The 23,110-nt window shown below is 63.8% G+C and carries 15 protein-coding genes and 3 tRNA genes; 6 read left to right on the top strand and 12 right to left on the bottom strand.

What is annotated here, in order from left to right; translation table 11 throughout:
• Positions 1–69: 69 nt before the first annotated feature.
• Entirely contained in the window at positions 70–678 is a 609-nt protein-coding gene (locus ABIC75_RS20130; RefSeq protein WP_354015676.1) for an NfuA family Fe-S biogenesis protein, read from the bottom strand.
• 138 nt (positions 679–816) lie between these two features.
• Between ABIC75_RS20130 and ABIC75_RS20125 the strand changes: the two genes are divergently transcribed.
• Together ABIC75_RS20125 and ABIC75_RS20120 are read left to right on the top strand one after the other, a co-directional pair.
• Positions 817–1,158, top strand: coding sequence for a 4a-hydroxytetrahydrobiopterin dehydratase (locus tag ABIC75_RS20125; protein WP_354015675.1), 342 nt, complete (start codon positions 817–819; stop codon positions 1,156–1,158).
• A gap of 2 nt (positions 1,159–1,160) precedes the next feature.
• A complete protein-coding gene (locus ABIC75_RS20120) occupies positions 1,161–2,690 on the top strand; it encodes a CPBP family glutamic-type intramembrane protease (protein ID WP_354015674.1) in 1,530 nt (509 codons plus the stop codon).
• Here ABIC75_RS20120 and ABIC75_RS20115 read toward each other — a convergent pair.
• Positions 2,658–3,659 carry an RluA family pseudouridine synthase gene (locus ABIC75_RS20115; RefSeq protein ID WP_354015673.1) on the bottom strand — a complete coding sequence of 334 codons (1,002 nt, stop codon included), beginning with the start codon at positions 3,657–3,659 and terminating at the stop codon, positions 2,658–2,660. The two genes, ABIC75_RS20120 and ABIC75_RS20115, sit on opposite strands and share 33 nt — an antisense overlap.
• A 341-nt stretch (positions 3,660–4,000) precedes the next feature.
• Here ABIC75_RS20115 and ABIC75_RS20110 point away from each other — a divergent pair, with 341 nt between their 5' ends.
• Positions 4,001–7,186, top strand: coding sequence for an Rne/Rng family ribonuclease (locus ABIC75_RS20110; protein ID WP_354015672.1), 3,186 nt, complete (start codon positions 4,001–4,003; stop codon positions 7,184–7,186).
• A 71-nt stretch (positions 7,187–7,257) separates the two neighbouring features.
• Here ABIC75_RS20110 and ABIC75_RS20105 read toward each other — a convergent pair whose 3' ends face one another.
• The 5 genes from ABIC75_RS20105 to ABIC75_RS20085 form a co-directional block, all read right to left on the bottom strand.
• Positions 7,258–7,926 (bottom strand): response regulator, encoded by a 669-nt coding sequence (locus tag ABIC75_RS20105; protein ID WP_354015671.1) that lies wholly within the window; start codon positions 7,924–7,926, stop codon positions 7,258–7,260.
• Positions 7,927–8,077: 151 nt separating this feature from the next.
• The gene (locus ABIC75_RS20100) at positions 8,078–8,323 is read right to left on the bottom strand and encodes a hypothetical protein (protein ID WP_354015670.1); all 246 of its coding nucleotides are present in this window, start codon (positions 8,321–8,323) and stop codon (positions 8,078–8,080) included.
• Between the two features lie 32 nt (positions 8,324–8,355).
• Positions 8,356–8,442: transfer RNA gene (locus tag ABIC75_RS20095), tRNA-Leu, on the bottom strand.
• A gap of 101 nt (positions 8,443–8,543) precedes the next feature.
• A tRNA-Cys gene (locus tag ABIC75_RS20090) sits at positions 8,544–8,617 on the bottom strand.
• 82 nt (positions 8,618–8,699) lie between these two features.
• Positions 8,700–8,775, bottom strand: a tRNA-Gly gene (locus tag ABIC75_RS20085).
• A 272-nt stretch (positions 8,776–9,047) separates the two neighbouring features.
• Between ABIC75_RS20085 and ABIC75_RS20080 the strand changes: the two genes are divergently transcribed.
• Together ABIC75_RS20080 and ABIC75_RS20075 are read left to right on the top strand one after the other, a co-directional pair.
• Complete coding sequence (locus ABIC75_RS20080) at positions 9,048–9,749, top strand: pirin family protein (RefSeq protein ID WP_354015669.1); 702 nt, start codon at positions 9,048–9,050, stop codon at positions 9,747–9,749.
• Between the two features lie 82 nt (positions 9,750–9,831).
• Complete coding sequence (locus tag ABIC75_RS20075; protein WP_354015668.1) at positions 9,832–10,779, top strand: MBL fold metallo-hydrolase; 948 nt, start codon at positions 9,832–9,834, stop codon at positions 10,777–10,779.
• A 3-nt stretch (positions 10,780–10,782) separates the two neighbouring features.
• Here the strand turns inward: ABIC75_RS20075 and ABIC75_RS20070 are convergent, their stop codons facing one another.
• Positions 10,783–11,394 (bottom strand): TetR/AcrR family transcriptional regulator, encoded by a 612-nt coding sequence (locus ABIC75_RS20070; protein ID WP_354015667.1) that lies wholly within the window; start codon positions 11,392–11,394, stop codon positions 10,783–10,785.
• A 71-nt stretch (positions 11,395–11,465) separates the two neighbouring features.
• Here ABIC75_RS20070 and ABIC75_RS20065 point away from each other — a divergent pair, with 71 nt between their 5' ends.
• Entirely contained in the window at positions 11,466–12,740 is a 1,275-nt protein-coding gene (locus ABIC75_RS20065) for an MFS transporter (RefSeq protein WP_354015666.1), read from the top strand.
• Here ABIC75_RS20065 and ABIC75_RS20060 read toward each other — a convergent pair whose 3' ends face one another.
• The 4 genes from ABIC75_RS20060 to ABIC75_RS20045 all read right to left on the bottom strand — a co-directional run bounded on the left by ABIC75_RS20060 (position 12,741) and on the right by ABIC75_RS20045 (position 22,944).
• Positions 12,741–13,097 (bottom strand): tRNA-binding protein, encoded by a 357-nt coding sequence (locus tag ABIC75_RS20060; protein WP_354015665.1) that lies wholly within the window; start codon positions 13,095–13,097, stop codon positions 12,741–12,743.
• A complete protein-coding gene (locus ABIC75_RS20055) occupies positions 13,094–14,383 on the bottom strand; it encodes an NAD(P)/FAD-dependent oxidoreductase (protein ID WP_354015664.1) in 1,290 nt (429 codons plus the stop codon). Before ABIC75_RS20055 ends, ABIC75_RS20060 begins: the two co-directional genes overlap by 4 nt.
• An 88-nt stretch (positions 14,384–14,471) precedes the next feature.
• Positions 14,472–16,865, bottom strand: a complete 2,394-nt coding sequence (gene pbpC / locus ABIC75_RS20050) for a penicillin-binding protein 1C (protein ID WP_354015663.1) — start codon at positions 16,863–16,865, stop codon at positions 14,472–14,474.
• 46 nt (positions 16,866–16,911) lie between these two features.
• Positions 16,912–22,944 (bottom strand): alpha-2-macroglobulin, encoded by a 6,033-nt coding sequence (locus tag ABIC75_RS20045; RefSeq protein ID WP_354015662.1) that lies wholly within the window; start codon positions 22,942–22,944, stop codon positions 16,912–16,914.
• Between the last annotated feature and the right edge of the window lie 166 nt (positions 22,945–23,110).

Raw genomic sequence — 23,110 nt, 5'->3', positions numbered from 1 at the left:
CCACCGCCGCAAACAGAAAAGGCCCGCATCATGCGGGCCTTTTCGTTTGGACGTCCAGACGGCTGTCGATCAACCCAGCGCGGACTGGCCTTCCTTCTTGCTGTAGTACGGGTTGCTGCCGCCGCTGTGGTCGGTGGCGTCGCGCACCTCGGTGATTTCCGGCACGCGTTCGCGCAGCGTTTTCTCTATGCCGTGCTTGAGCGTCACATCGACCATGCCGCAGCCATGGCAACCGCCGCCGAACTGCAGGATCACCACGCCGTTGGCATTCACTTCCAGCAGGCTCACGCGACCGCCGTGCGAGGCGATCATCGGATTCACTTCGGCTTCGAGCACATAGCGAACACGTTCGATCAGGCCAGCTTCCTCGCCGGGGATCTCGCCCTTGATACGCGGCGCGCGGATGTTGAGCTGGCCGCCCGTGGCGTTCGGCTCAAAATCGATGCTGGCGCCTTCCAGCCAGGGCGCGCTGTCACCTTCCACGTTGAAATCGAAACCATCGCACACGATGGTCCATTCCTGCCCGGTCAATTCATCGGGCTCGGCAAACTCCAGCTCGCAGTTGGCCGCCGGCGTACCCGGCGACGTCACGCGCAGGCGAATGCTCAAGCCTTCGATGCCCTGCTGGGAAAGCAGGCGCAGGAAGTGCCGCTGCGCGCGTTCTGAAATATCGATCATGTCTACTCCAGCTGAAACTCCGGCCTGGCCGGCAATACAGCACCATTTTAGTCCTAATTTGACTCGTCTGCCCGGCTTTGACTTTTCCGGGCGTAGCTTCGACGCTTCGCACCTTTCTCTCGCCACGGACGTTTCGCCATGAACCTCAGCCAACTCGCCAGCCAGCACTGCACGCCGCGCAAGGGCAAGGAACACGCGCTGGACGCCGCCCAGCTCAAGGAACTGCTCGCTGCACTGCCCGGCTGGAAAGTCACCGACGATGGCAAGGCCATCGTCAAGGATTTCAAGTTCCCTGACTTTCACCACACGCTCGGCTTCATCAATGCGGTTGGCTTCATGGCCAATCAAGAGGACCACCACCCCGATCTGGAAGCGGGTTACGGCCATTGCCAGGTGCTGTGGTCCACGCACGACGTGGGCGGACTGTCGATGAACGACATCATCTGCGCGGCGCGCGTCGACGTTTTGCTCGAACGTTGAGCGTGCCACGCGCCACGTTGCGCCTGCTTCCCGTTGCGGGTTTCCTCGCAGCGGTGGCGGTGTTGATGTGGTGCATGGGGGCGCTGTCGGGCTGGATCACGCGCGGCCAGCTGATTCATCAAGCCAGTCATGATGTATCGACCCTGCGCGGCGGCAGGTCGCCATGGCAGTGGCAGCTGCGGCGCCCGTCCGATCTGGTCGCCAGCCGCGTGTTCGGCGCGGCCGATCTGACGGCCACGCCCGCTGGTCTGGTCATCACCAGCCGCGACGGCACAGCGTTTGAAGTCGGCTTGCCGCTGGCAGCACCCGTCGACCTTGCGCACTGGCCGTTGCTTCGCATCGATATGCAAGGCAATCGCGACGGCGTGCTTGGGTTGATCTATCAGCCGATCGAATCGGGAGCGGCCTGTTCGGCCGATCGCGCCGCCAACGTTTCGCGCAACACGGCATCGCTATCCATCGATCTGGCCAACCTGTCGTGGCGGACCGTCGATGGCGCACCCTGCCGCGCCCCGGACGTCGTGGTCTATATGTTGCGCCTGCGGGTAACGATACCGGCCGGCTCCACGCTGGCCCTGCGCTCGGTCACGCTCTTGTCGCTTGAACGCACCTCGCTGCCACCGGCCATCGACCGGCAGATGGCCGACATCCGATTGCTCGGCGCCGAATCATCGGTCTCGTGGACACCCGACTCCCGGGAGCTTGCCCGCTATCGGGCGCCGATGGTCCGACTGCCGGAGGGTGCCTCCTCGGAAGCCATGCTCCTGTGGCGCGATCGGGTACATCAATACTGGCCCGCCGCCATCGTTCTTCCCTTCGGGCAAGCGCTACCCACCGACACGGCCAGCCACATGCCCACCTGGCTCGATGCCGGCGTGTGCGGGCTCTATCTGGCGTGGCTGGTCTGGCTGGCCGTCCGGCAACGCCCTGGCGTGGTGCGGCCATGGACCGAAGTCGCCGCCATTGCCTTTGGACCGCTTTGGCTCATCGCCGGGCTGCGCTGGGGACCTGATCCCTCCGTTGCGGGCATCACCGCCTTTCTGGCCGCGCTCATCTATGGTGGCCAAAGCGAATGGCGACGCCGGCCGGTGGAATGGAGCTGGTGGGGGCGAACCTGGCTGGACTGGGTTTACCCGCTGGTTCCCCTGCCCGTCGCCGCTGCGCTGACCTTGGCCGACGGGCACCACCTCCTTCATCTGGATGTCCGTCACATCCTCATGTACGTCGGCTGGGCCCTGCTGCAGCAGTGGGCCATGCTCGCGCTGGTGATGGGCCGCCTGGAACGCACCGGCCTGCCCCGCGCGGCCATCATCCTGGTCACGGCTGGCTTGTTCGGCCTGCTCCACACCCCTAACGGCGCGCTGATGCAGCTGTGCCTGGCGGCCGAATTGTGGTGGGCGTGGAGTTTCATGCGCGCGCCGCGACTGGTACCCATCGCCATCGCACACGCGGCCTGCGCACTGCTGGTGGAAAGCGGCCTTACCGGCCACCTGCTGCGATCACTCGAGGTGAGCGCGCGCTTTTTCCAGTAGACGACGGATCCTGTTGCCCTTTACGGCCAGAACGTCGAGGAAATCCTTCAGATCGTCCGGCATCGGCGCCGAAAAGCTGTACGAACGCCCATCGAGCTCAAAGCTCATGTGCGAGGCATGCAGGAACAGGCGATTGAGGCCCAGATCCTTCATGGCCTTGTTGATTTCCTTGTCGCCGTACTTCGGGTCGCCCGCGAGCGGGTGGCCGATATGAGCGGCATGGACGCGAATCTGGTGCGTGCGACCGGTTCCCAGCGTCGCCTGCATCAGGCGGCCGCCCGGGTACTGCTCCATTTCCTGGAAAAACGTGAGCGATGGCTTGCCGTTATCGGACACTCTTACCATCCGCTCTCCACCCTGCAGCACGGATTTGAGCAACGGCGCGTTCACGCTGAACTTGGCTTTGTTCGGGTGGCCCACCATCAGGCAGAGGTACTGCTTGACCACGGAGCCGTCGCGGATGGCCGCCTGCAGCCCGGTCAGGCCGGCACGGGTCTTGGCGAACACCAAAACGCCACTGGTGTCGCGATCGAGTCGATGGACCAGCTCGATATGCTCGTTCGGCCGTGCCGCACGCAACAACTCGATGGCGCCATGACTCACGCCGCTGCCGCCGTGACTGGCGATGCCGGTGGCCTTGTCGATGGCCAGGAAGTGCTTGTCTTCGAAAATGATCGAATCAGTGATGGCTGAGACCATCCCCGCCGACGGCCCCTTCGTCTCGGCCTTTTCGGCCACGCGAACAGGTGGAATGCGCAGCATATCGCCGGCCGCGAGACGCGTATCGGGCTTGGCGCGCTTGCCGTTCACGCGCACCTGTCCCGTACGAAGAATCCGATAGATCATGCTCTTCGGAACCCCCTTGAGCAGCGTCATGAGCGCATTGTCGATGCGCTGACCGTCCCGCTCGGGTCCGATCTCGACTTGACGCACACCTTGAGGTGCGTCGGGGGAAGTTACCGTCTGCATTGAAAAAAACCTGGCGAAATAGGATACTCGGCCGGCGTTTGGTCTTGCCCCTGCCGAAGTTCGGATGGGTCGGGACGCCCACCCCGTGACGTCGGCGAGGATAGCGCCGGTCGCCTCTTTGGCAGCCGGTTGCTGCTCCCTTACATCGTAACGGTTCGGGTTGCTGTTTGTCCGGTTTCCAAGGGAACCCGGGGCGGCGGGCGCAGCCTAAGAATCATCCCGGCACCGAGAACGATGCCGTCATTTGCCGCTTAACCGCAGCGGCGCGATCCCCGGCAGGCCGCCGAAGTGACTGGCGCCACCGAGGCACGCGACGCGCGGCAAGCCGAGGAAAAATTACAATGAAACGTATGTTGATCAACGCAACTCAGCGTGAAGAGTTGCGTGTGGCCATCGTCGATGGCCAAACCCTTTACGATCTCGACATCGAAATCCCTTCCCGCGAACAGAAAAAGGCCAATATCTACAAGGGCCGCATCACCCGCGTGGAACCGTCCCTTGAAGCCTGTTTCGTCGACTACGGCGCGGAACGTCATGGCTTCCTGCCGCTCAAGGAAGTGGCCCGGGAGTATTTCACTCCTGGCCTGGACCCCAACAAGGCCAACATTCGCGACCTCATCAAGGAAGGTCACGAAGTGGTCGTGCAAGTAGAGAAGGAAGAGCGAGGCAACAAGGGTGCCGCGCTGACCACCTTCATCAGTCTCGCCGGCCGTTACATGGTGCTGATGCCGAACAACCCGAAAGCGGGTGGCGTCTCGCGTCGCATCGAGGGCGAAGACCGCCAGGCGCTGAAGGAAGCGCTGGAGCATCTCAACGTTCCTGACGACGTGGGCCTGATCGTGCGCACCGCCGGCCTCGGCCGCGACGCCGAAGAACTGCAGTGGGATCTCGATTACCTGCTCCAGCTGTGGAAGGCCATCTCCGGCGCCGCCCAGGCACAGAAGGCCCCGTTCCTGATCTACCAGGAATCCAAGCTGTTCATCCGCGCCTTGCGCGACTACCTGCGCAGTGACATCGGCGAGATCCTCATCGACGAGGAGTCGCTGTACAACGACGCGCGCGAGTTCATGCAGCAGGTGATGCCCAACGCCCTGCGCAAACTCAAGATGTACCGCGACGACACCCCGCTGTTCTCGCGCTACCAGATCGAAACCCAGATCGAGAGCGTGTTCGACCGCCAGGTGCGCCTGCCCTCGGGCGGCTCGATCGTGGTCGACCAGACCGAAGCCCTCACCGCCATCGACATCAACTCGTCGAAGGCCACCAAGGGCAGCGACATCGAAGAAACCGCGTTCAACACCAACCTGGAAGCGGCGGTGGAAATCGCCCGCCAGCTGCGCATCCGCGATGCCGGCGGCCTGATCGTGATCGACTTCATCGACATGGACAGCCCCAAGCACCAGCGCGAAGTGGAAGAGCGGCTCAAAGACGCGCTGAAGCTGGACCGCGCCCGCGTGCAGATCGGCCGCATCTCGCGCTTCGGCCTGCTGGAGATGTCCCGCCAGCGCCTGCGCCCGAGTCTCGGCGAAGCCACCCAGATCGTGTGCCCGCGCTGCGAGGGCCATGGCCATATCCGCGGCGTCGAGTCGCTCGCCCTGTCCACGCTGCGTCTCATCGAAGAGCACGCGATGAAGGACAACACCGGCCAGGTGCTGGTGCAGGCGCCGCCGACCGTGGCCAACTTCATGCTCAACGAGAAGCGCGCCAGCGTGGTCGAAATCGAGCTGCGCAACAAGGTGCACGTGGTCATCGTGGCGGACGACAAGCTCGAGACGCCACACATCGAGATCCAGCGCATCCGCGAAGCCGACATGGGCGAGCACAGCAAGCCCAGCTATGAGCGCCTGACCGCCGTCGAAGCCTCCGCCGTGCCGAAGATGGGCCAAGCCTTGGGCAGCAGCGAGCAGCCTGCCGTCAGCGGCATCGTGCCGTCCACGCCCGCGCCGGTTCGCGAGGAAACCGCTGCCGCCCCGGCACCGCAGGCACCGGCCGCTCGCCAGCCTGCCGCCTCGCCGGCTCCGGCAGGTGGCGTCATTTCGCGCCTGCTTGGCTGGTTCCGCAGCAGCGCCGCGCCGACCGCGCCCGCTCAGGCGCCCAAGTCCGAGCCGGCCTCGTCGGGCCGCAACAACAATCGCCGCGATGAGCGTGGGCGCTCCGCTCAGCGTGACCAGCAGCAGGGCAACCGCCAGCAGCAGCGTCGTGACCAGCCGCAGCAGGGCCAGAAGGGCCAGCAACCGGCCAAGGGCAATCGCCAGCAGCCGCAGCAGCAGGGTCAGAAGGGTCAGCAGCAGGCTTCCAAGCAGGAGCGCCAGCCGCAGCCGCCGAAGGAAGCGCAGCAGGCCCAGGGCGAACGCAAGCAGCAGCCACCGCGCCAGGAACAGCAGCAACGTCCGCCCCGCCAGCAGCCGCCGCAGAACCAGCAGGCACAGCCCGCTGCAACTGCCGCCGCCGCAGCGCCCGCAGCCGCTCAGCCGCAAGCCGAACGCCCCGCTACGGCACCTGATGCGGAGCTGATCAAGAACATCGTGGCCTCGGTCGAGACCACCGGCGAAGTCATCACCGCCGATACGGCTCCGGCCGTCGCGGGCGCAGCAGAAGCCGAAGGCGGACAGTCGCGTCGTCGCCGCGGTCGTCGTGGCGGCCGTCGTCGTCGTCGCCACGAGGACGGCACGCAGACCGGCGCACAGAGCTCTGAATCGGCCGACGACCAGCATCTCGATGATCTCGACGATGAAGATCGGACGGAGGCGGCCAAGCCCGCCGCACCGATGACCTCGGCCGCACCGATCGCCACCGCTATCGCTGCCACGGCAGCGGTCACGGCCGGCGCACATGCGGCTCGCGAAGAACAGCCCTCGTCGCCAGCCGATGTCGCGGCGACCAAGGCGGAAGATGTCGCTCCCGCAGCGCCGCCGTCGGCGCCGATCCAGGCTCCCGAGCACGTGCTGAGCGCCGTAGCGCCGACCTCGTTCAACCTTCCGACGCTGCCGCCCATTCCGGAGACGGACGTCGGGGCGGAAAACGTGGTCGAGCACGTGCAGGTTGAAACGTCAGCCGTGGTTGAAACGTTCACCGCGACGGTGTCGCACGAAGAACGTGTGGCCGTCATGGCTCCCACGGCCACCGACGCCGTGGCAGTGACGCCCACTACCGACGTTTCCGCCAGCACGACGCATGCTCCGGAAGCGACCCCTGTCGTGTCCGAGCCCGCTCATCACGAAGGCAGCACGACCATTGATTTCCGCGCGCATCTGGACGTGTCGCCGAAGGTCGAGCCAGTCACCGATGAGTTCGCACCCGCGACCGCCGCGGAGCCTGCCGCATCGGCCGTTGCCGAGAATGACGTGGCGGTGAAGGCGGAACATCCGGCTGAGCAGGAAGCAACCCCGGTGGCATCGCCCACGCAGGGCGATCTGCTGGCCCATGCCGGGCTGTCGCAGGCGCAGGCGGTCCAGCCGACGACGCCACAGGCGGTCGACGAAGAAAATGCCGACGACGTGAAGAAGGACGCTTCCTCGCACGGTTGAGGACGCGTCGCTGTCGCACAAAAAAAGCCGGACGCATGTCCGGCTTTTTTTGTGGTCCACGATAGGGAACGTCAAACGCTGAGTTGATTGTTCCCCACCTGGTTGTTGTGCGTATCCAGCAGCCCGTGGATGGTCATCAAATGCGCGAGGCTGATCACGTGATCGACCTGCAACTTCTCCATCAGGCGCTGCTTGTACGTCGAGACGGTCTTGGGGCTCAGATTGAGCTGCTCGCCGATCATGGTGAGCGCCTTGCCGCGCACCAGCATCATGGCCACCTCAAGCTCCCGACTGGACAGAGCATCGAACGGTGAGCCTTCGCCATCCAACGTGGCCAGCGCGAGCTGCTGCGCCACCGCCGGGGCCAGATAACGTCGGCCCGAGGCAACCTGGCGCACGGCATCAAGCAATTCGTCTGACGTGCAACCCTTGGTGAGATAGCCCAACGCGCCCGCATCGAGCAGGCGCTTGGGAAAGCGTGCGTCATCGACCACGGTGACGATGATGATGTGCGTGGGAAGCTTGGACCGCGACACGCGCTCAGTAAGCTCGATGCCGCTCATGCCGGGCATATGGACATCCACTAGGGCAATGTCCGGCGCCTTAGCGCGGATCAAGCGCAGCCCCTCTTCGGCGGTTCCTGCCTCGCCGCAGATCTGAATATCCGGCTGCTGCTGCAGGATCATCCTGAACCCTGTACGCACCAGCTCGTGATCGTCAATCAGTACAACCTTGATCACCAGTCGCCCTCCTTGGGTGTGTCAAACGAACATAGGCCGCCCCATGGCCTAATGCAAGTACCTGATGAAAATTAAGAATATTCCCACAAATACCCCCTACGAGAGCTGGTGGAATTACCTTACGCAGCTCATCACGGGAGTGCTAACGAAGCTACTCGATGCCGGTTGACCAATTCCTCAGGCCCACGGCGTCGAGATCGAAATCCTCGACCATCACCGTCATCACATGTCCCGCATCATCGGACCACTGCTGCTCACCGATGCGCCGAAAAACACCGTGGATGAGCGCGCCCGGCTCGATTCCTCCATCGCCCTTGCAACTGCCCACGACGAAGCCTTCGGGCAGCTCTGCCGCGACGCGATTGTCGTAGGGTCCGAGAAATCTGATGCCACTCATGACATCCCTCGAAGCGGGGAAACATCGTACGTTGGTGCCCGGAGACGGAATCGAACCGTCATACCCTTGCGGGTGAGGGATTTTAAGTCCCTTGCGTCTACCAGTTTCGCCATCCGGGCCGAATACGGAAGGATGCGCATCCTAGCATGCGTGCGCTGCGCTCCCGCAGTGGCGCAGGCAAGAAAAAGCCCGCCTTGAGGCGGGCTTGGTCGGTTCGCAATGGAGGCCTGGGTCGGAATCGAACCGGCGTACACGGCTTTGCAGGCCGCTGCATGACCACTCTGCCACCAGGCCATTGCGCACGGATCGTAACCTGAAAGGGTCACCATCCGCTTGAAAAAACAAAACCCCGGAATGCCGAGGTTTTGCTGAAAACTGGAGCGGGAAACGAGACTCGAACTCGCGACCCCGACCTTGGCAAGGTCGTGCTCTACCAACTGAGCTATTCCCGCATCGGAGTCAGAAATAATAGCAGAAAGAGGCCATTTGTGAAGAGTCTGGGAGGACTTTTTTCACGGTGCCGCGTACAGGTCTGGCGACACCCGAGGAACCCTGCGCGGGGACATCATCGCGCGCGGCCCACGCGACGTCGGGCAACCTCGACAACCGATACGTGTATTTCAGGCAACAGTCCGTTCGGTTTGCAATGACTGGTAACTACGCCGCTGCGACTTATCTTGTCGCAAGGCGCTTGCAGAGCGCTACCCACATTCAGGAGTGCAGCATGATCGACCGTCGACCTTTCCAGAGCCTGGGCGGAGCCAACCACGGCTGGCTCGACGCCAAGCATCACTTCTCCTTCGCCAACTACCACGATCCATCGCGCATGGGCTGGGGCGCGTTGCGCGTGTGGAACGACGACACCATCGCGCCGCAGACGGGTTTTCCGCCGCATCCGCATGCGGATATGGAAATCATCACCTATGTTCGCGAAGGCGCCATCACGCATCAGGACAACCTTGGCAACAAAGGCCGCACTGTGGCGGGCGACGTGCAGGTGATGAGCGCGGGTTCGGGTATCACGCATGCGGAATACAACCTGGAAGCGGGGACCACGCAGATCTTCCAGATCTGGATCATCCCGGACCAGCACGGCAAGGCGCCATCGTGGGGCACCAAGCCGTTCCCGATGGGTGACCGCTCCGGCCGTTTCGTGACGCTCGCCAGCGGCTTCAAGGAAGACACCGATGCCCTACCCTTACGCACCGATGCGCGCGTACTGGGCGCCACATTGAAGGCCGGCGAAACCGCCGTGTATGAACTCGATGCGAGCCGCTTCGCGTATCTCGTGCCTGCGAAGGGCCAGATCGAGGTCAATGGCGTGCAGCTCGATGCGCGCGATGGTGCAGCGATCCGCAACGAAACGAAACTCACCGTCAAAGCGCTGGACGACGCCGAGCTGGTGCTGGTCGATTCGGCGGCGTAATGGCGCCGCCCGACCAAGGTGGGGAGTGAACCCTCACGGCGGCCTTGCTAACCTCGCCTGATTCCACAGCGCGAGGTTGGCGATGAATCACGGCATCCATACGATCGATACGGGCTTCGTTCGCCCGCGCTTCGACGCGGCGTACTTGCTGGTGGAGAACGGTCGCGCGGCATATATCGACTGCGGCACGAACCACGCTGTGCCGCGCATGCTCGATGCACTGAAGGATGCCGGTCTTGCACCCACTGATGTCGATTGGCTGATCCTCACGCACGTTCATCTCGATCACGCCGGTGGTGCCGGCGAACTCATGGCGCAATTGCCGAACGCGCGTCTCGTGGTGCATCCACGCGGCGCGCGTCACATGATCGATCCCAGTCAATTGTGGGCTGGCGCCTCGGCCGTGTATGGCGAAGAGGTGATGGAAGCGACGTATGGTCGCCTGCGTCCCATTGCCGTCGAGCGCGTCGTCGAAGCGCCCGATGGTCACGTCGTCATGCTCTCGGGCCGGCCGTTGCTTTGCCTGGACACGCCGGGTCACGCGCGCCATCACCTGAGCGTCTACGACGAACGCGCGAACGTGTGCTTCACCGGCGATACGTTCGGGCTGTCCTATCGCGAGTTCGATACGGCAAACGGTGCTTTCATCCTGCCGACAACATCGCCCGTGCAGTTCGATCCCGATGCATTGCATGCATCGATCCGGCGGCTGGTCGAACTGAAGCCCGCGGCGATGTATCTCACGCACTACGGCCGTGTCGAGGACGTCGAGAGGCTCGCGAATGATCTGCACGCGCAGATCGATGCCATGGTGTTCATCGCCCAGTCGGCGCAGTCCACCTCATCGCTTGCCCAAGAACGCCATGACGCGATGAAAGCCGCGCTGACGAATCTCTACCTGTCACGGGCGCACGCCCACGGCTGGCACGGCGACCATGCTCAGTTGCTGGAGATTCTCGGCATGGACGTGGAACTCAACGCGCAAGGCCTTGGCATCTGGCTGGACAACCAGCATCGCCGCACTGGCTGACGCTTACGAGAGGGACGCGTCGATCAACTGATTGGCGATGTTGACCAGCGATTCTGCCGGGCCGTGCGATCCGAACATCTGGCCCGAGGCATAGGTGCCCTCCAGCAACAGCAGCAGGCCGTCGGCGAGAAGCGCCGGATTCTTCGCACCCATCGCGGTGGACAGCTCAACCAGGCGCGTGCGCAACTTGCGCTTGTGCTCCTCGGCAACCTTGCGCGCCGGGTGATCGTCACCGGGATATTCCACGACCGCGTTGGTCAATCCGCAGCCGCGATAACCCGCTTGCGAGGCACGCTGCGACAGGCCTTCGAAGTACGCCATCAACTGCGCGCGTGCGTCGGAGGGATGGGTTTCGGCACCCGCCTCGAACACCTTCCAGAACGCGACTTCGTAGTCACGCAGGTATTCAGCGGCGAGCTCGTCCTTCGACGCGTAGCTGCGATAGAGGCTCGGCTTGGTGACACCGGCGCGTGTGACGATTTCCTCCACGCCGATGGCTCGGATGCCTTCACGATAGAACAACTCGCGCGCCGTGCGGCGAATGCGTTCGGCGGCCTTGGGCTTTTCTTCGGCGGCCGGCTCGGCGGGATGGGATGGCGGGCGTTTGGCGGGCATGGCAAGTCACGGGTTGACAATGTTACCGATCGGTACGTACGATTCGCGAACCCAACGTACCGGTCGGTAACATGACTATACCGCGCACCCGTCCCTTCGGCCAGAAGTACGCCTTTGTCGTTGCCGGCGTGATCTTTCTCGCCCTGCTGGCCGCCGCCGGCGTACGCGCCGCGCCCGGCGTGTTGATCCTTCCGCTGGGCAAGGCCTTCGGCTGGAGCCGGGACACCATTTCGCTCTCGGCCGCCCTGGGCATCTTCCTTTACGGCATGGTCGGCCCCTTCGCCGCGGCGCTCATGCAGGCCGTGGGTGTACGCCGCACCCTGGTGGGTGCGCTGGTCTTGATGACCGTGTCGATCTCCGCCAGCGCGTGGATGACGCAGCCCTGGCACCTGATGGTGACGTGGGGACTGTTCTCCGGCATCGGCTCGGGCTGCGTGGCCATCGTGCTGGGCGCCACGGTGGTGAACCGGTGGTTCGTCACCCATCGCGGCCTGATGATGGGTTTGCTGACGGCCAGCACCGCCACCGGCACGCTGGCCTTCCTGCCGGCGCTGGCAGCCATCGCCGAACATGGCGGCTGGCGCCCGGTGGTGTGGACGGTCGCCACCGGCTGCGCCCTATTGATTCCGCTCGCCTGGTGGTTGCTGCCGGAGCGGCCCGCCGATATCGGCCTGCGCCCCTATGGCGCGACCGAAGATGAGGTGGACAGCGCACCGCGTCGCAACTTGCTCGCCATCGCACTGGGTACCTTGGCCACCGCCACCAAGCAGCGCACGTTTTGGTTCCTGTTCGCCACGTTCTTCATTTGCGGCTTCACCACCAACGGCCTGATCGGCACGCACTTCATCGCGATGTGCGGCGATCACGGCATTCCCGAAGTGCGCGCGGCGGGCCTGCTGGCCATGATGGGTGCGTTCGACCTGATCGGCACCACGCTCTCGGGTTGGCTGACCGATCGCTACGATCCACGCAAGCTTCTATTCGTTTACTACGGCCTGCGCGGACTCTCGCTGATCTGGCTGCCCTATTCCGATTTTTCGTTTGCCAGCCTGTCGTTGTTCGGCATGTTCTACGGCCTCGACTGGATTGCCACGGTGCCGCCCACGCTGCGCCTTGCCACCGAAGCGTTCGGCGATCGCGATGCACCGGTGGTATTTGGCTGGGTGGCTGCGGGGCATCAGATCGGCGCGGCCAGCGCAGCCTTCTTCGCCGGCGCCTTGCGCACGCAGAGTGGTGATTACCTGCAGCCGTTCGTGGTGGCGGGCGTGACCGGCCTGATCGCGGCGGGACTGGCGCTGATGATCGGTCGCCGCCCGCAACTTCAACCGGCGTTGCAGGCCGGTTGATCAGGCCAGGCGCGTGCCATTGGGCACGGGGCGCTCGATGGCGGTGAGCACCACGCCTTGGTCGGTGTGGAAACCGGTAAGCAGGAATTGCGAGCGATACGGCCCGATCTGCTTCTCCGGAAAGTTGATGACGCCGACGATCTGCCGGCCGAGCAGATCCTCAGCGCGATAGAGATTCACGATCTGCGCGCTGGTTTTCTTTTCGCCATACGTGCCGAAATCCACCCACACTTTCCACGCCGGCTTGCGCGCTTCGGGAAACGGCTCGACGCGCGTGACGGTGCCGGCAACGATCAGCACCTTTTCGAAATCGGCCCAGCTGATTTCGTTGACTGCGTTTGTCTCTTTGCCGCTCATCCTTCCACCCTCGTCTTGAACCAGTCCTTGCTCTGCTCCCACCAGTAACTTGCTTGCGCGCCCAGATACCCAAACGGCCGATAAGTGCGTTCCAGGCCGTACGGTGCAAATTGTTTCCAGCGGTCATCGCCTTCCGCCAGTGCGGAGGCGAGCAGATCGCCCGCTGCGCACGTCGGCGCCAGACCGTGACCGCCAAACGCCTGCGCCCACCACAAACCATCGCCGCTGGTGCCGATCTGCGGCATCTGGTGACGTGCGTAACTCATCAGGCCCGACCACGCGTAGTCCACGCGCACATCTTTCAGCTGGGGGAATACGCGCAGCAAATCGCGCAGCAGCAGGCGTTGAACCGCACGTGGCGAGCGGTCACGCACCGAGATGCGTCCGCCCCACAGCAGACGGCTATCAGGCAAGGGGCGGTAGTAGTCGAAGGCGAAGCGCGAGTCGTAGACGGCCGAGCGCGTTTCCAGGCAATCGTGCAGGCGATCGCCCAACGGCTCGGTGACCATCACGTAGGTGGCGATGGGCAGGATCGCGCGGTCCACCTGGCGGCGCAGTCCGGCGAGATAACCGCCGCAGGCCAACACGACCTGATCGGCGTGCACCGAACCCTGTGCCGTTTCGATACGCCAACGCGTGCCCTCACGACGCAACTGCCACACGTCGGTGTCTTCATGCACGCGCACGCCCTGCGCGGCTGCGGTACCGGCAAGGCCAATGGCGAAGTTCAATGGATGCAGGTGCAGCGCATCGCGTTCGTACAAGCCGTCGTAGTAGCGCGTGGTGTGCACGCGGGCGCGCAGCTCGTGTTGCGGCAACCACTCCCATGACACGCCGTAGTGGCGCGCCAGCAATTCCTGTCGCTGGCGCAGTACGGCGGGATCGCGGAACCAGTTGGCCCAGATGACGCCTTCGTCCACCACGTCGCACGGAATGTCGTAATGCGAGACGCGTTGGCGAATGCGCGCGACAGCTTCCGTGGTGAGGCGAAACAAGGCGACGGCGGCATCCTGCCCTCGCTGGTCGAGCAGTGCTTGCTCGCCCAGCGAATAACCACCGAACACGAAACCGCCGTTGCGGCCCGAGGCACCAAAGCCAACTTTCTCCCGCTCCAGCAACACCACGTCGCGCACGCCGCGCTCCGCCAGGCCGAGCGCCGTGTGCAGGCCGGCAAAGCCGCCACCGATGATGGCGACGCGCGTATCCGTCTGTCCCTGCAAGGGAGCGAACGGCGCATACGAGGTGGCCGTGGCGAGGTAATAGGAAGCAGCCGGTGACGACGTCATGCGGTGGGCGTGTGCTTGTCGCGGATCAGGCCAGCAAGCATAGCGCAGCCCCGGCGCGCCATTCGGCCATGACGCTTGGCAGGGTCGATCAGTCGACCACGTTCACGCCCAGCGGCCTGATGTCGCTGCGCCCGCGGTCGTCGACCACGCGCACCTCGTAGTTGCCTGCACTGGCAGGTAACCAGAACATCGACTCGCCAGGTGCGCTGCGTCCCACATAGGCGTCGTTGACGAACCAGTACATCTCGCGCACCGATGCATCGGCGTTGGCGCTGAAGGCGATGCGGTCCTGACCGGTCGACTTCAGGCGCATGGCATAAATGCTGCCGCGCAATGGCGAGGTGATCGAAGGCGGCTCGCCGTCCACGCCGGTGAGCACGCAGGTGTCATTGCGCGGTGGCGTGCGACGCGGGATGCCTGCCTGCACGAACACACGCTGCAGTTCCGACGGCCAGAATTCGTAGACCTCCACGTGCGTACGCTTGCCGGCATACGGCGGACAGGCTGGTTTGCCGGTGTCGTCATCCATGACCACCGGACGATGCACCTGGCTCACGCGGATCGGCGACTTGCCGGGAATGAACCACGTCATCCCGCGCTGCGGGCACCATTGGTTCGGAAGGTCGCCGCTGGCGAGACAGATTTCCACACGACGCAGGTGCGCGGGCATGTGCCGCACGGGTTCGGTCATCTGCGGCTGGGCGGCGCGCAAGGCGTCCACCATCTGGAAGAACAACGGCGCCGCCGCATCCACGCCCACGAAGGCGGGATTGCTGCTGCCGTCGAAGTTGCCCACCCAGACAACGAGCACATAGGGCCCGAAGCTGCCCGCCGTCCACGCATCGCGAAAGCCCCACGAGGTGCCGGTTTTCCAATACACGGGCAAACGTTCGGGTTGTGCGCCCGTGGTTTCATCAGGCCGCGGGTTCTGGCGCAGCATATCCATCACCATGAAGGTGGCTTCCTCGCTCAGCAGGCGCGTGCCATTGCCATGCGTATCGCCGGCGAGCAAACGTAGCGGGCGCAATTCACCGCGATTGGCGAGCATGGCGTACAGGCCCGCCAGCTCTTGCATGGTCACTTCACCGCCGCCGAGTACCAGCGCGAGCCCATAATGCTTCTCGCTCGCCAGCCGACTGATGCCCGCATCGCGCAGGAACTGGTAGAACGATGGCTGCTGGAGCTGCGACGCCACCCACACCGCGGGAATATTGCGGCTGCGCACCAGCGCTTCGGTGGCCGTGACGGGCCCGAGGAAATGGCCGTCGAAATTCTCCGGCGCATAAGGGCCGAACGCTGTCGGCACGTCTCTCAATACCGTCTGTGGATGAAGCACGCCCTGGTCGAAACCCAGCGCGTAGATGAAGGGCTTTAGCGTGGAACCCGGCGAGCGCTTGGCAAGCGTGCCATTCACCTGCCCCTGGATATCCGCATTGGCGTAATCGGCGGAGCCAACCAGCGCCTTCACACCCATGTCGCGCGTGTCCACGAGCAGCGCAGCCACATTGCGGATGCCGCGCCCGCTGTTGCGTTCCACATAGCGATCCACCTGCCGCTCCAGCGCGTGTTGCAGGTCAAGGTCGAGCGTGGTCGTGACTCGGCTGTCGGTGTCGGCCGAAAGAACCTTGCGCTGCGCCAACACCTGATCCACCGCATGCGGCGCCTCGAATGGCAGCTTGGACAACGGCCTCAGACGCAACGGCAGCGCGAACAAAGGTTGCAGACCGGCGTCGGCCGTGTGCAACGTTTTCCATTTGGCGTAGAGGCGGTTGCGAGACGTGCTGAGCTGGCGACTGATGACATCCGGTGCATCGGCGCCCGCCTGCAGGCGACGGCTTGGATCCTGTGGAATCACCGCCAGCGTCAACGCTTCGGGCAGGCTCAGCGCGTCGGCGGGCTTGTCGAAATAGGCGAGGCTTGCTGCGCCCACGCCCTCGACGTTGCGGCCATAGGGTGCGAAGTTGAGATAGGCCTCGAGGATCTGATCCTTCGAATAGAACAGTTCCAACTGCACGGCGCGCGCGATCTGCTGCAACTTGCCCATGGGCGTGCGCGTATTGAGCCGCCACAACAACCGCGCGAGCTGCATGGTGACGGTGGAACCACCCTGGCGGTTGCCGTGACTCACGTAGGTCACCCAGGCGCCGCGCATCAAGCCGTAGGGATTGAAGCCGGGATGCCAGCGATACCAGCGGTCCTCGTGCAGCAGTACGCCATCGACCAGCGACGGCGACACATCCTTGAGCGGCACCCAGAGGCGATAACGTTGGTCGCTGGCCAGCGTGAGGCGCAGCAGTCGGCCACGCACGTCGTAGACCGCCGTCGATGACGGCAGCCAACTGCCGAGCGGTCGATGGGGCCACACACGCAGGCCCACCAGCACCACGCCCATCAATGCCGCACCGACCAGCCAATTCTGCCAACGCACGATCCAGCGTGCGAAAGCGCGGCTACAACGGATGATCAGTGCGGGCAGTTTCATGCGAAGGGTCGAAAGGCACGCCCGAGCCGCGGGCGCGCCTTTTCGTTCAAGGCTGACGGACGACGTCCAAGGTCACACCACCGGCCGTGCGTGCCTGCACACGACGGTCGTACAGCGATTCACCATAGGCCGGCGGCACGATGAACTTGCCGGCGTTGGTAGCCTTGATGCGATACACGAACTCGCCCACGTTCGATGTGGCCGCCCCGTAGAGCACCACCCGGTCCTCGCGGATGTCGGCGTAGTCGAGTTGCCAGGTCGACTTGCCCACACCAATCGGTGAACGCCAGGCGCTGGCTTTGACCTCGCTGTCGCCACCGGCATCGTTCTGCGCACTGCCGTCTTCTTGCTGATCCGTCACGGCCGGCGGCGGTTGGATGACCGGCTCGAAGCCACCGGGCAGCAGGTCGACGACGGCGATATCGTCGTAATCGCTGCCATCGGTGCTGCGGATCTTCACGTGCACGTCGATCTCCTGCCCCACCGTCACCTTGTCGATGGCCTTGCCGTTGGTGTCGGTGTAGTCGCGGGTGATTTCCAGTTTCTCCTTGATCGCCTTGGTCGGCTGGTCACGGTCATAACCACCCTGGCTGACGACTCGCCATGCAGCCAACGCACTGTCGTTGGTGAAGCGCAGGCGCTTGGCGTCGCTTCCCCAGGTGCCCGCGACCAGCAGATTGCCTTGAGGCGCGGAGATGGCCTTGACCGAGCCGTCCGCATGCACTTCGTCGACGCGCAGCTTGTCCAGGTCCAGGTTGTTCTGCGTGGCATACGCATCGAGTGCCAGCAAGGTCATGGACGAGGACAACGTGTTGTACCAGCCCTGCTCCATCGGCCAGGTGATGTTCTCCATCACACGCGGCGACAGTGACTTGGCACGGTCCGGGAAGTGCTTGCTCAACAGGTAGAGCGTGGTCGCGTCGCGCGTCAACGCGTCGTAGTAATAGCCATAGGTATAGTCGTTGTCCTTACCCGAACGCTCGAGCAACTTCTGCGGGCCGGCGATCAACTGCGCGGCCGGCTTGTCCTGCTTGAGCAACTGGTAGGAAGCCGCCAGCCAAGCGGCTGCCAGGTCGTTCTTCCACTCCTTCGGCGCGGTTTCTTCCAGGCGCTTCTGCACGGCCGCCAGATCATTGGTGGTCACATTGCCCTGGCGAGTCAGCAGATACACGGCGTAAGCGCGCTGGCGCAGCATGTCGATGCCATCGAGGCTGTCGTCGCTGGCCAAGGTGTGCAGGTACTTGTTGCCCGCGTCGAACATGTCGCGGGGAACGTCCATGTTGCGGTCACGCGCCTCGATCATGAAGTGCATGGCGTAAGTCGATACGAACGGATTGGCATCCGGCGTAGCCGTCCACAAGCCAATGCCGCCCTCGCCGTTCTGGCGCGAGTGCAGGATATCGAGCATCTGCGACAACGCCTGCTCGTTGGTGAGCTTCTTGTCGCCCAGCGCCGGCTGCAATGCGTCGGCAAACACCTTCACCTGCGGCCACTTGGACAGCACCAGTCGCGGCATCGCCGAGCTGAGGATCTGCTCGCTGCACATGTGCTCGAAATTCACCAGGTACGACGCCAGCCCGCTGCTCAACACCACGGGGATGTTGGAGAACGCCGTGGTGCGCGACGCGTATTCGGTGTACAGGCGGCGCAGTTCCGGCTGATCGGCCTTGCTGCCTGCATCCACGCGGCCCACGTCGACCTGGGTGCGATAGGCGGACGCCGGGCGCACGGAGACGTCCACGCTTTGATGCGCGGATTTGTCGCCATAGGCTGCGGTGAAGCTGAAATTGCCCGAGCCGAGCTTGTCGGTGGCCTTGACGCGGAAGGTGACGACGCCTTCGCGCATCTCGCCCAGGTTGAGGCTCTGGTTCGGCGCACCCATTACTTGCAGCTGCGGCCCGGTCTTCAATGTCACCGCTACCGGCACCTGCTTGCCGCCAAGACCGGTGAGGTTGTTGGCAACGCCAACGCTCACTTCGACCTCGTCACCGGGCGCCAGCGTCGTGGGGACGTTGGGCGAGAGCACAAAATCGCCGCGCACGGTGGTGGCGCCTTCGAACGTGCCCACACGATCGGCCGATACCGCCACCGCCATCACGCGAAGCTTGCCGTTGAAGTAATCCGGCACCTTATAGGTGACTTCCTTTTCGCCGTTCACGTCCACGATGCCGGACCAGAACGCCACCGGCTTGTCGCGCTTGCGCTTGAACGGGTTCAACTGGCGACCGATGGCACCATCGGCGTCGCCACCGGGCGCGGCCATCGCCATCAGCTTTTCGAAGTCGGGCAGGATCAGGTCGAGAATCTGCGACGTGCCCACTTCCAGCATGCGCTTGCGGAAGAAGAACTTCAGCGGATCGCCCAGCTTGTAGCGCGCCACTTGCAGGATGCCCTCGTCCACCGCGAATACCACGGCGCGCGTGGGCTGCGGTGCGCTCAGCTTGAACGTCACGGTGTCACCGGGTTTCACCAGCGCAGGCGAATCCACCTTGATGGCATTACGACGCGCATCCAGGTTCACCGAGAACGGCACCACGCCATAGCTGAGTGGGCTCATGAAGATTTCATCCGACGATGGATCGCGGATGTACTGCACGTTGATATAGCCGTTGCCTTCGAAATCCGCCGGCACGGTAATGTGCTGCACGGAGCTGCTGGTATCGGCGTGGAACCACGCGTGCGCATAGACCTTGTCACGCTCGATGGTGATCAGGCCGCTGCCCGCGTAAGGCGCGCGGATGGCGATATCCACCGACTCACCGGGCGCGTAGTCCTGCTTGCTCAGGTTGAGCTGCAACTCGGCGTTGCGATCCAGCGAGCGCGACACATTCGCTGCGCCAGCCACGGAGTACTCCACGCGATTCACTTCCACGCCGTCGCTGCTGCGCACGATCACCAGCGCATAGTTGCCGGGCTTGTCGGTCGGCAAGGCGTAGTCCATGCCGTTCGCCGGTATCGACAGCGGCTGCTCGTTGAGCGGCACTTCCTTGAGCTTGGACTGGTACTTGTAGACGCCCGAATCCTGCTTGGTCAGCACCGAGATGTAGCGACGCTCGATCAGGCGCGCCTTGAGATCCTTCAGCGCCATCGACTTGGCGGTGTGATCGATGGCCACCAGATGTACGCTGCGCGGTGCATCACGGTTGATGTAATCGAGATTGTCGACCGACTTGTAACCCACCAGCCAATCGTTGCTCGACACCAGCGTTTGCGCCGCCGCAGCCACGCTGCGACCGCCTTCGGGTTCATAGGCCTTGGCCAGGAAGTACAGCTGGTAGGTGGCGTCCGCGTATTTCTTCAGGTCGAGATCGAATTCGGCATGGCCTTTGTCGTCGGTCTTGCCATCCTGGAGCTTGTCTTCGTAGCCCTCCTTGGCGCGACGCACATCGTAGAAGTGATAGTCGGGCCAGCTGCGGAAGGCCGGCCATGCCGGACGCAAGGTGAGCGACGCTTCCACGCGGCGATCGGCCGCCGGCGTGCCGAACAGGTTCATCACGTCCACGATGCCCTTGATCTGGTCGGGCTTGACCCAGCCTTCGGGCACCTGCCCTGCGAGCTTCGCTTCGACCTTCATGCGATCGGGCAGGAACTCCTTCACCTGCACGGTGGCGCTGCCAATCTGCGCACCGGCCTTGCCGTCCTTGACGATGTAGAGGTTCACCGTCCACGTGCCGGTGGGCGCCGTTTCCGCCGGCGCGTATTCGAGCTCGCCGAAACCGGAGGCATCCATCGACATCGGCAATTGCTTCACCGTCATGCCACGCGGATCGACGATTTCCGCCTGCAGCGGCACGCCCACCACGCTGCGCGTCCAACTGGCCGCGCGCACGATGAGCCCCACGTGGAAGGTGTCGTCGGGGCGATAGATGCCGCGATCGGAGAAGAGGTAGGCCGACAGCTGCCCCTCGTTCGTCGCATTGCGTTCGCCGCCCACGTCGAATCTGGAGAAGTCGAGCTTGCGGTCGTAGCTGCTGTAGCCACCGATGGGCAGGAACGAGAGGTCGTCGCCCTTTTTCACCACATACAGCGTCGGCTGCTTTTCGCGCTCCAGGCCCTTGAACGTCGGGAAATGCACCACGCCATCGGCCGACGTCGTTTCGTTGAACAGCGTCTGCCCGTTCACCGCCAGCACGGACACTGAAGCACCGCCGACCGGCGCTCCCGAGTGAATCGACTGCACGAACACATCCTGGCTGCCATCGAGCGAACGCTTCACCAGCATGCCAAGGTCAGTGACCACGATCATGCGCGTATCGGACGGCGGCGGTGCGCTGCCGTCGTCACTGCTATCGGACATCTCGCCCTGCTCGCCTTCGCCCTCGTCCGATTCGCCATCCGACGCATCGTTGGTCGGCGCGGCTTGCGGTTCGTTCTCCGCCGCCTTGCGCGCTTCCTCGCGCTTCTTTTCCGCAGCAGCGTCGTAGCTGGACAAGTGCAGCAGGAACACGCCGCGCTTGCCTTCCTTCAGGTATTGGCCAAGATCGAGGCCTTCGTAATGGGCCTTGGCCGGATCGTCCTTCGGGAAGCTGCGCTTCTGTTCGAAGCGCTCGACGATGTGATCCTCGCTGAAGGCGTAGCTCAGCTCCGGGCGCGCGTACGAGCCCTGGTTGAGGCTGACGAGATGCTGGAGCTGGTCCGGCAGTACGCGGCCAATTTCCACGCGCATGCCGGGCAGATTGCGCGACACCACCGAGATGCGCTTGCTGCCCGACATCGAGAGCAGCGAGCCATCCGCCATGAAGCGCAGCAGCTTGGGATAGTTGGGTACGGTGACGACGGTGGTGTACGGCTTGCCGAGGATGTAGCCGCCGAACGTCTTCAGGCCCTTGTCCACGCGAACGTAGACGCGCTGGCCCGGCGATGCGTGGAACTTGAAGCTCTGCACGGCTTCGTAATCGTTCTCGGTCGACACCAAGTCCAGCTTCAACGGCTGGCTCTGGCGCAGTTCCGCTTCGCCGACTTGATCGGCGCTCCAGTCATATGGCGGCGCATCTTCCGCCTGGTCTTCGCCTGCTTTGCGCGCAGGCAACACCCACGCCTTGATCAGGCCGGCCAGTTCCGTGTCGCGCACGGTGCCACCGACGTTGACCAGCAAGACCTGTTCGGGTTCGTACTTTTCGTTGTCGACCAGCGTCGGCTCGATGCTGTCGATGGTGAGGCTGTAGAGACCCGGCACGCGCACCTGCGTCTTGAGCTCGGCAGGGGTACCGTCGCCACCGCGTGTGCTGCGAACGCCTTTGGCGATGGTGTAGGCCACGGCGCTTTGATCGCGCGGCAGGGAAAGCGGCTGCGAGTGGATCCAGGCGTGCAACTTGTATTGGTCGTAGGTGACCGTGTACTTCAACGGCACATCACGCCCGGCACGCTGCGCCAGGCCCACCTCGATGCGCTTCTCGAAATCAGCGGTATCGACCGGATAGTTGAAGGTAACCGGCAGGATGGTTTTCTTCGCGGTGGCGTCCTGCGGGTCCTGGTAGAACTCGCCGTTTTCAGCCTTCGCTTCGAAGGCGGGCGTGTCGAACTCGAAGTAGTCATCGGCCATCAACACTTGCTGCGCGAATGCCTTGGCGACGTCGAAGCGCACCTCGTAGTGCTTGCCTACCGGCCAGTCTTCGGCGGGAACGAAGCGCAGCGTACGGTCGTCGACCCAGCTCCACTGCCCTTTCACCGCGGGCTGCATGGCGATGCCAGCCGTCACCGGCTTGCCGACCTGTTCGATCGGCGCGGCGGAACCTGAAAAGCTCACCATCAACGGACTGATGACGATGGGCTGCTTTGTGTAGTCGGTGATGGCAGGCGCCGAGGCGGTCAGCGTGATGCGCGAAGGTTCCACCGGCTTGGGCCGGTTCTTGTACCACTGCCAACCGAACCAGCCAGCGCCGGCCAGCACGAGCGCGGCGACCAGGACGCCAGCGGCATGCATGGGACGTCGCCGAATCCAGCCGCCCGTGGTGGGCAGCCACGTGGGCGCCGACCAACTCATCTCTCCAACGAGCGGACGCAGTATCAGGCCCAGGCCCGCCAGAATCCCGCGCACCAAGCGCAGGGGCAGCAGCAGTAGAAATCGCAGCAGATCCATGGTGCCTTCCCGATGTTCATCCGATGAATACAACGACGGCCAAGCCGATCCTGGGAGCCGGGTGCGCCAGAAGGCCCGCCTCTTGCGAAGCGGACTCAAGCTAACAACGGCTTACCCCACGCACAGCTTGCTCGCCAAAGATGGCAAAGCGCGGCAAGGATTCTGG

The organism is Dyella japonica, from assembly GCF_040545895.1.
Taxonomy (GTDB): Bacteria; Pseudomonadota; Gammaproteobacteria; order Xanthomonadales; family Rhodanobacteraceae; genus Dyella; species Dyella japonica_D.
This window is presented reverse-complemented; position numbering and strand designations above follow the sequence as displayed.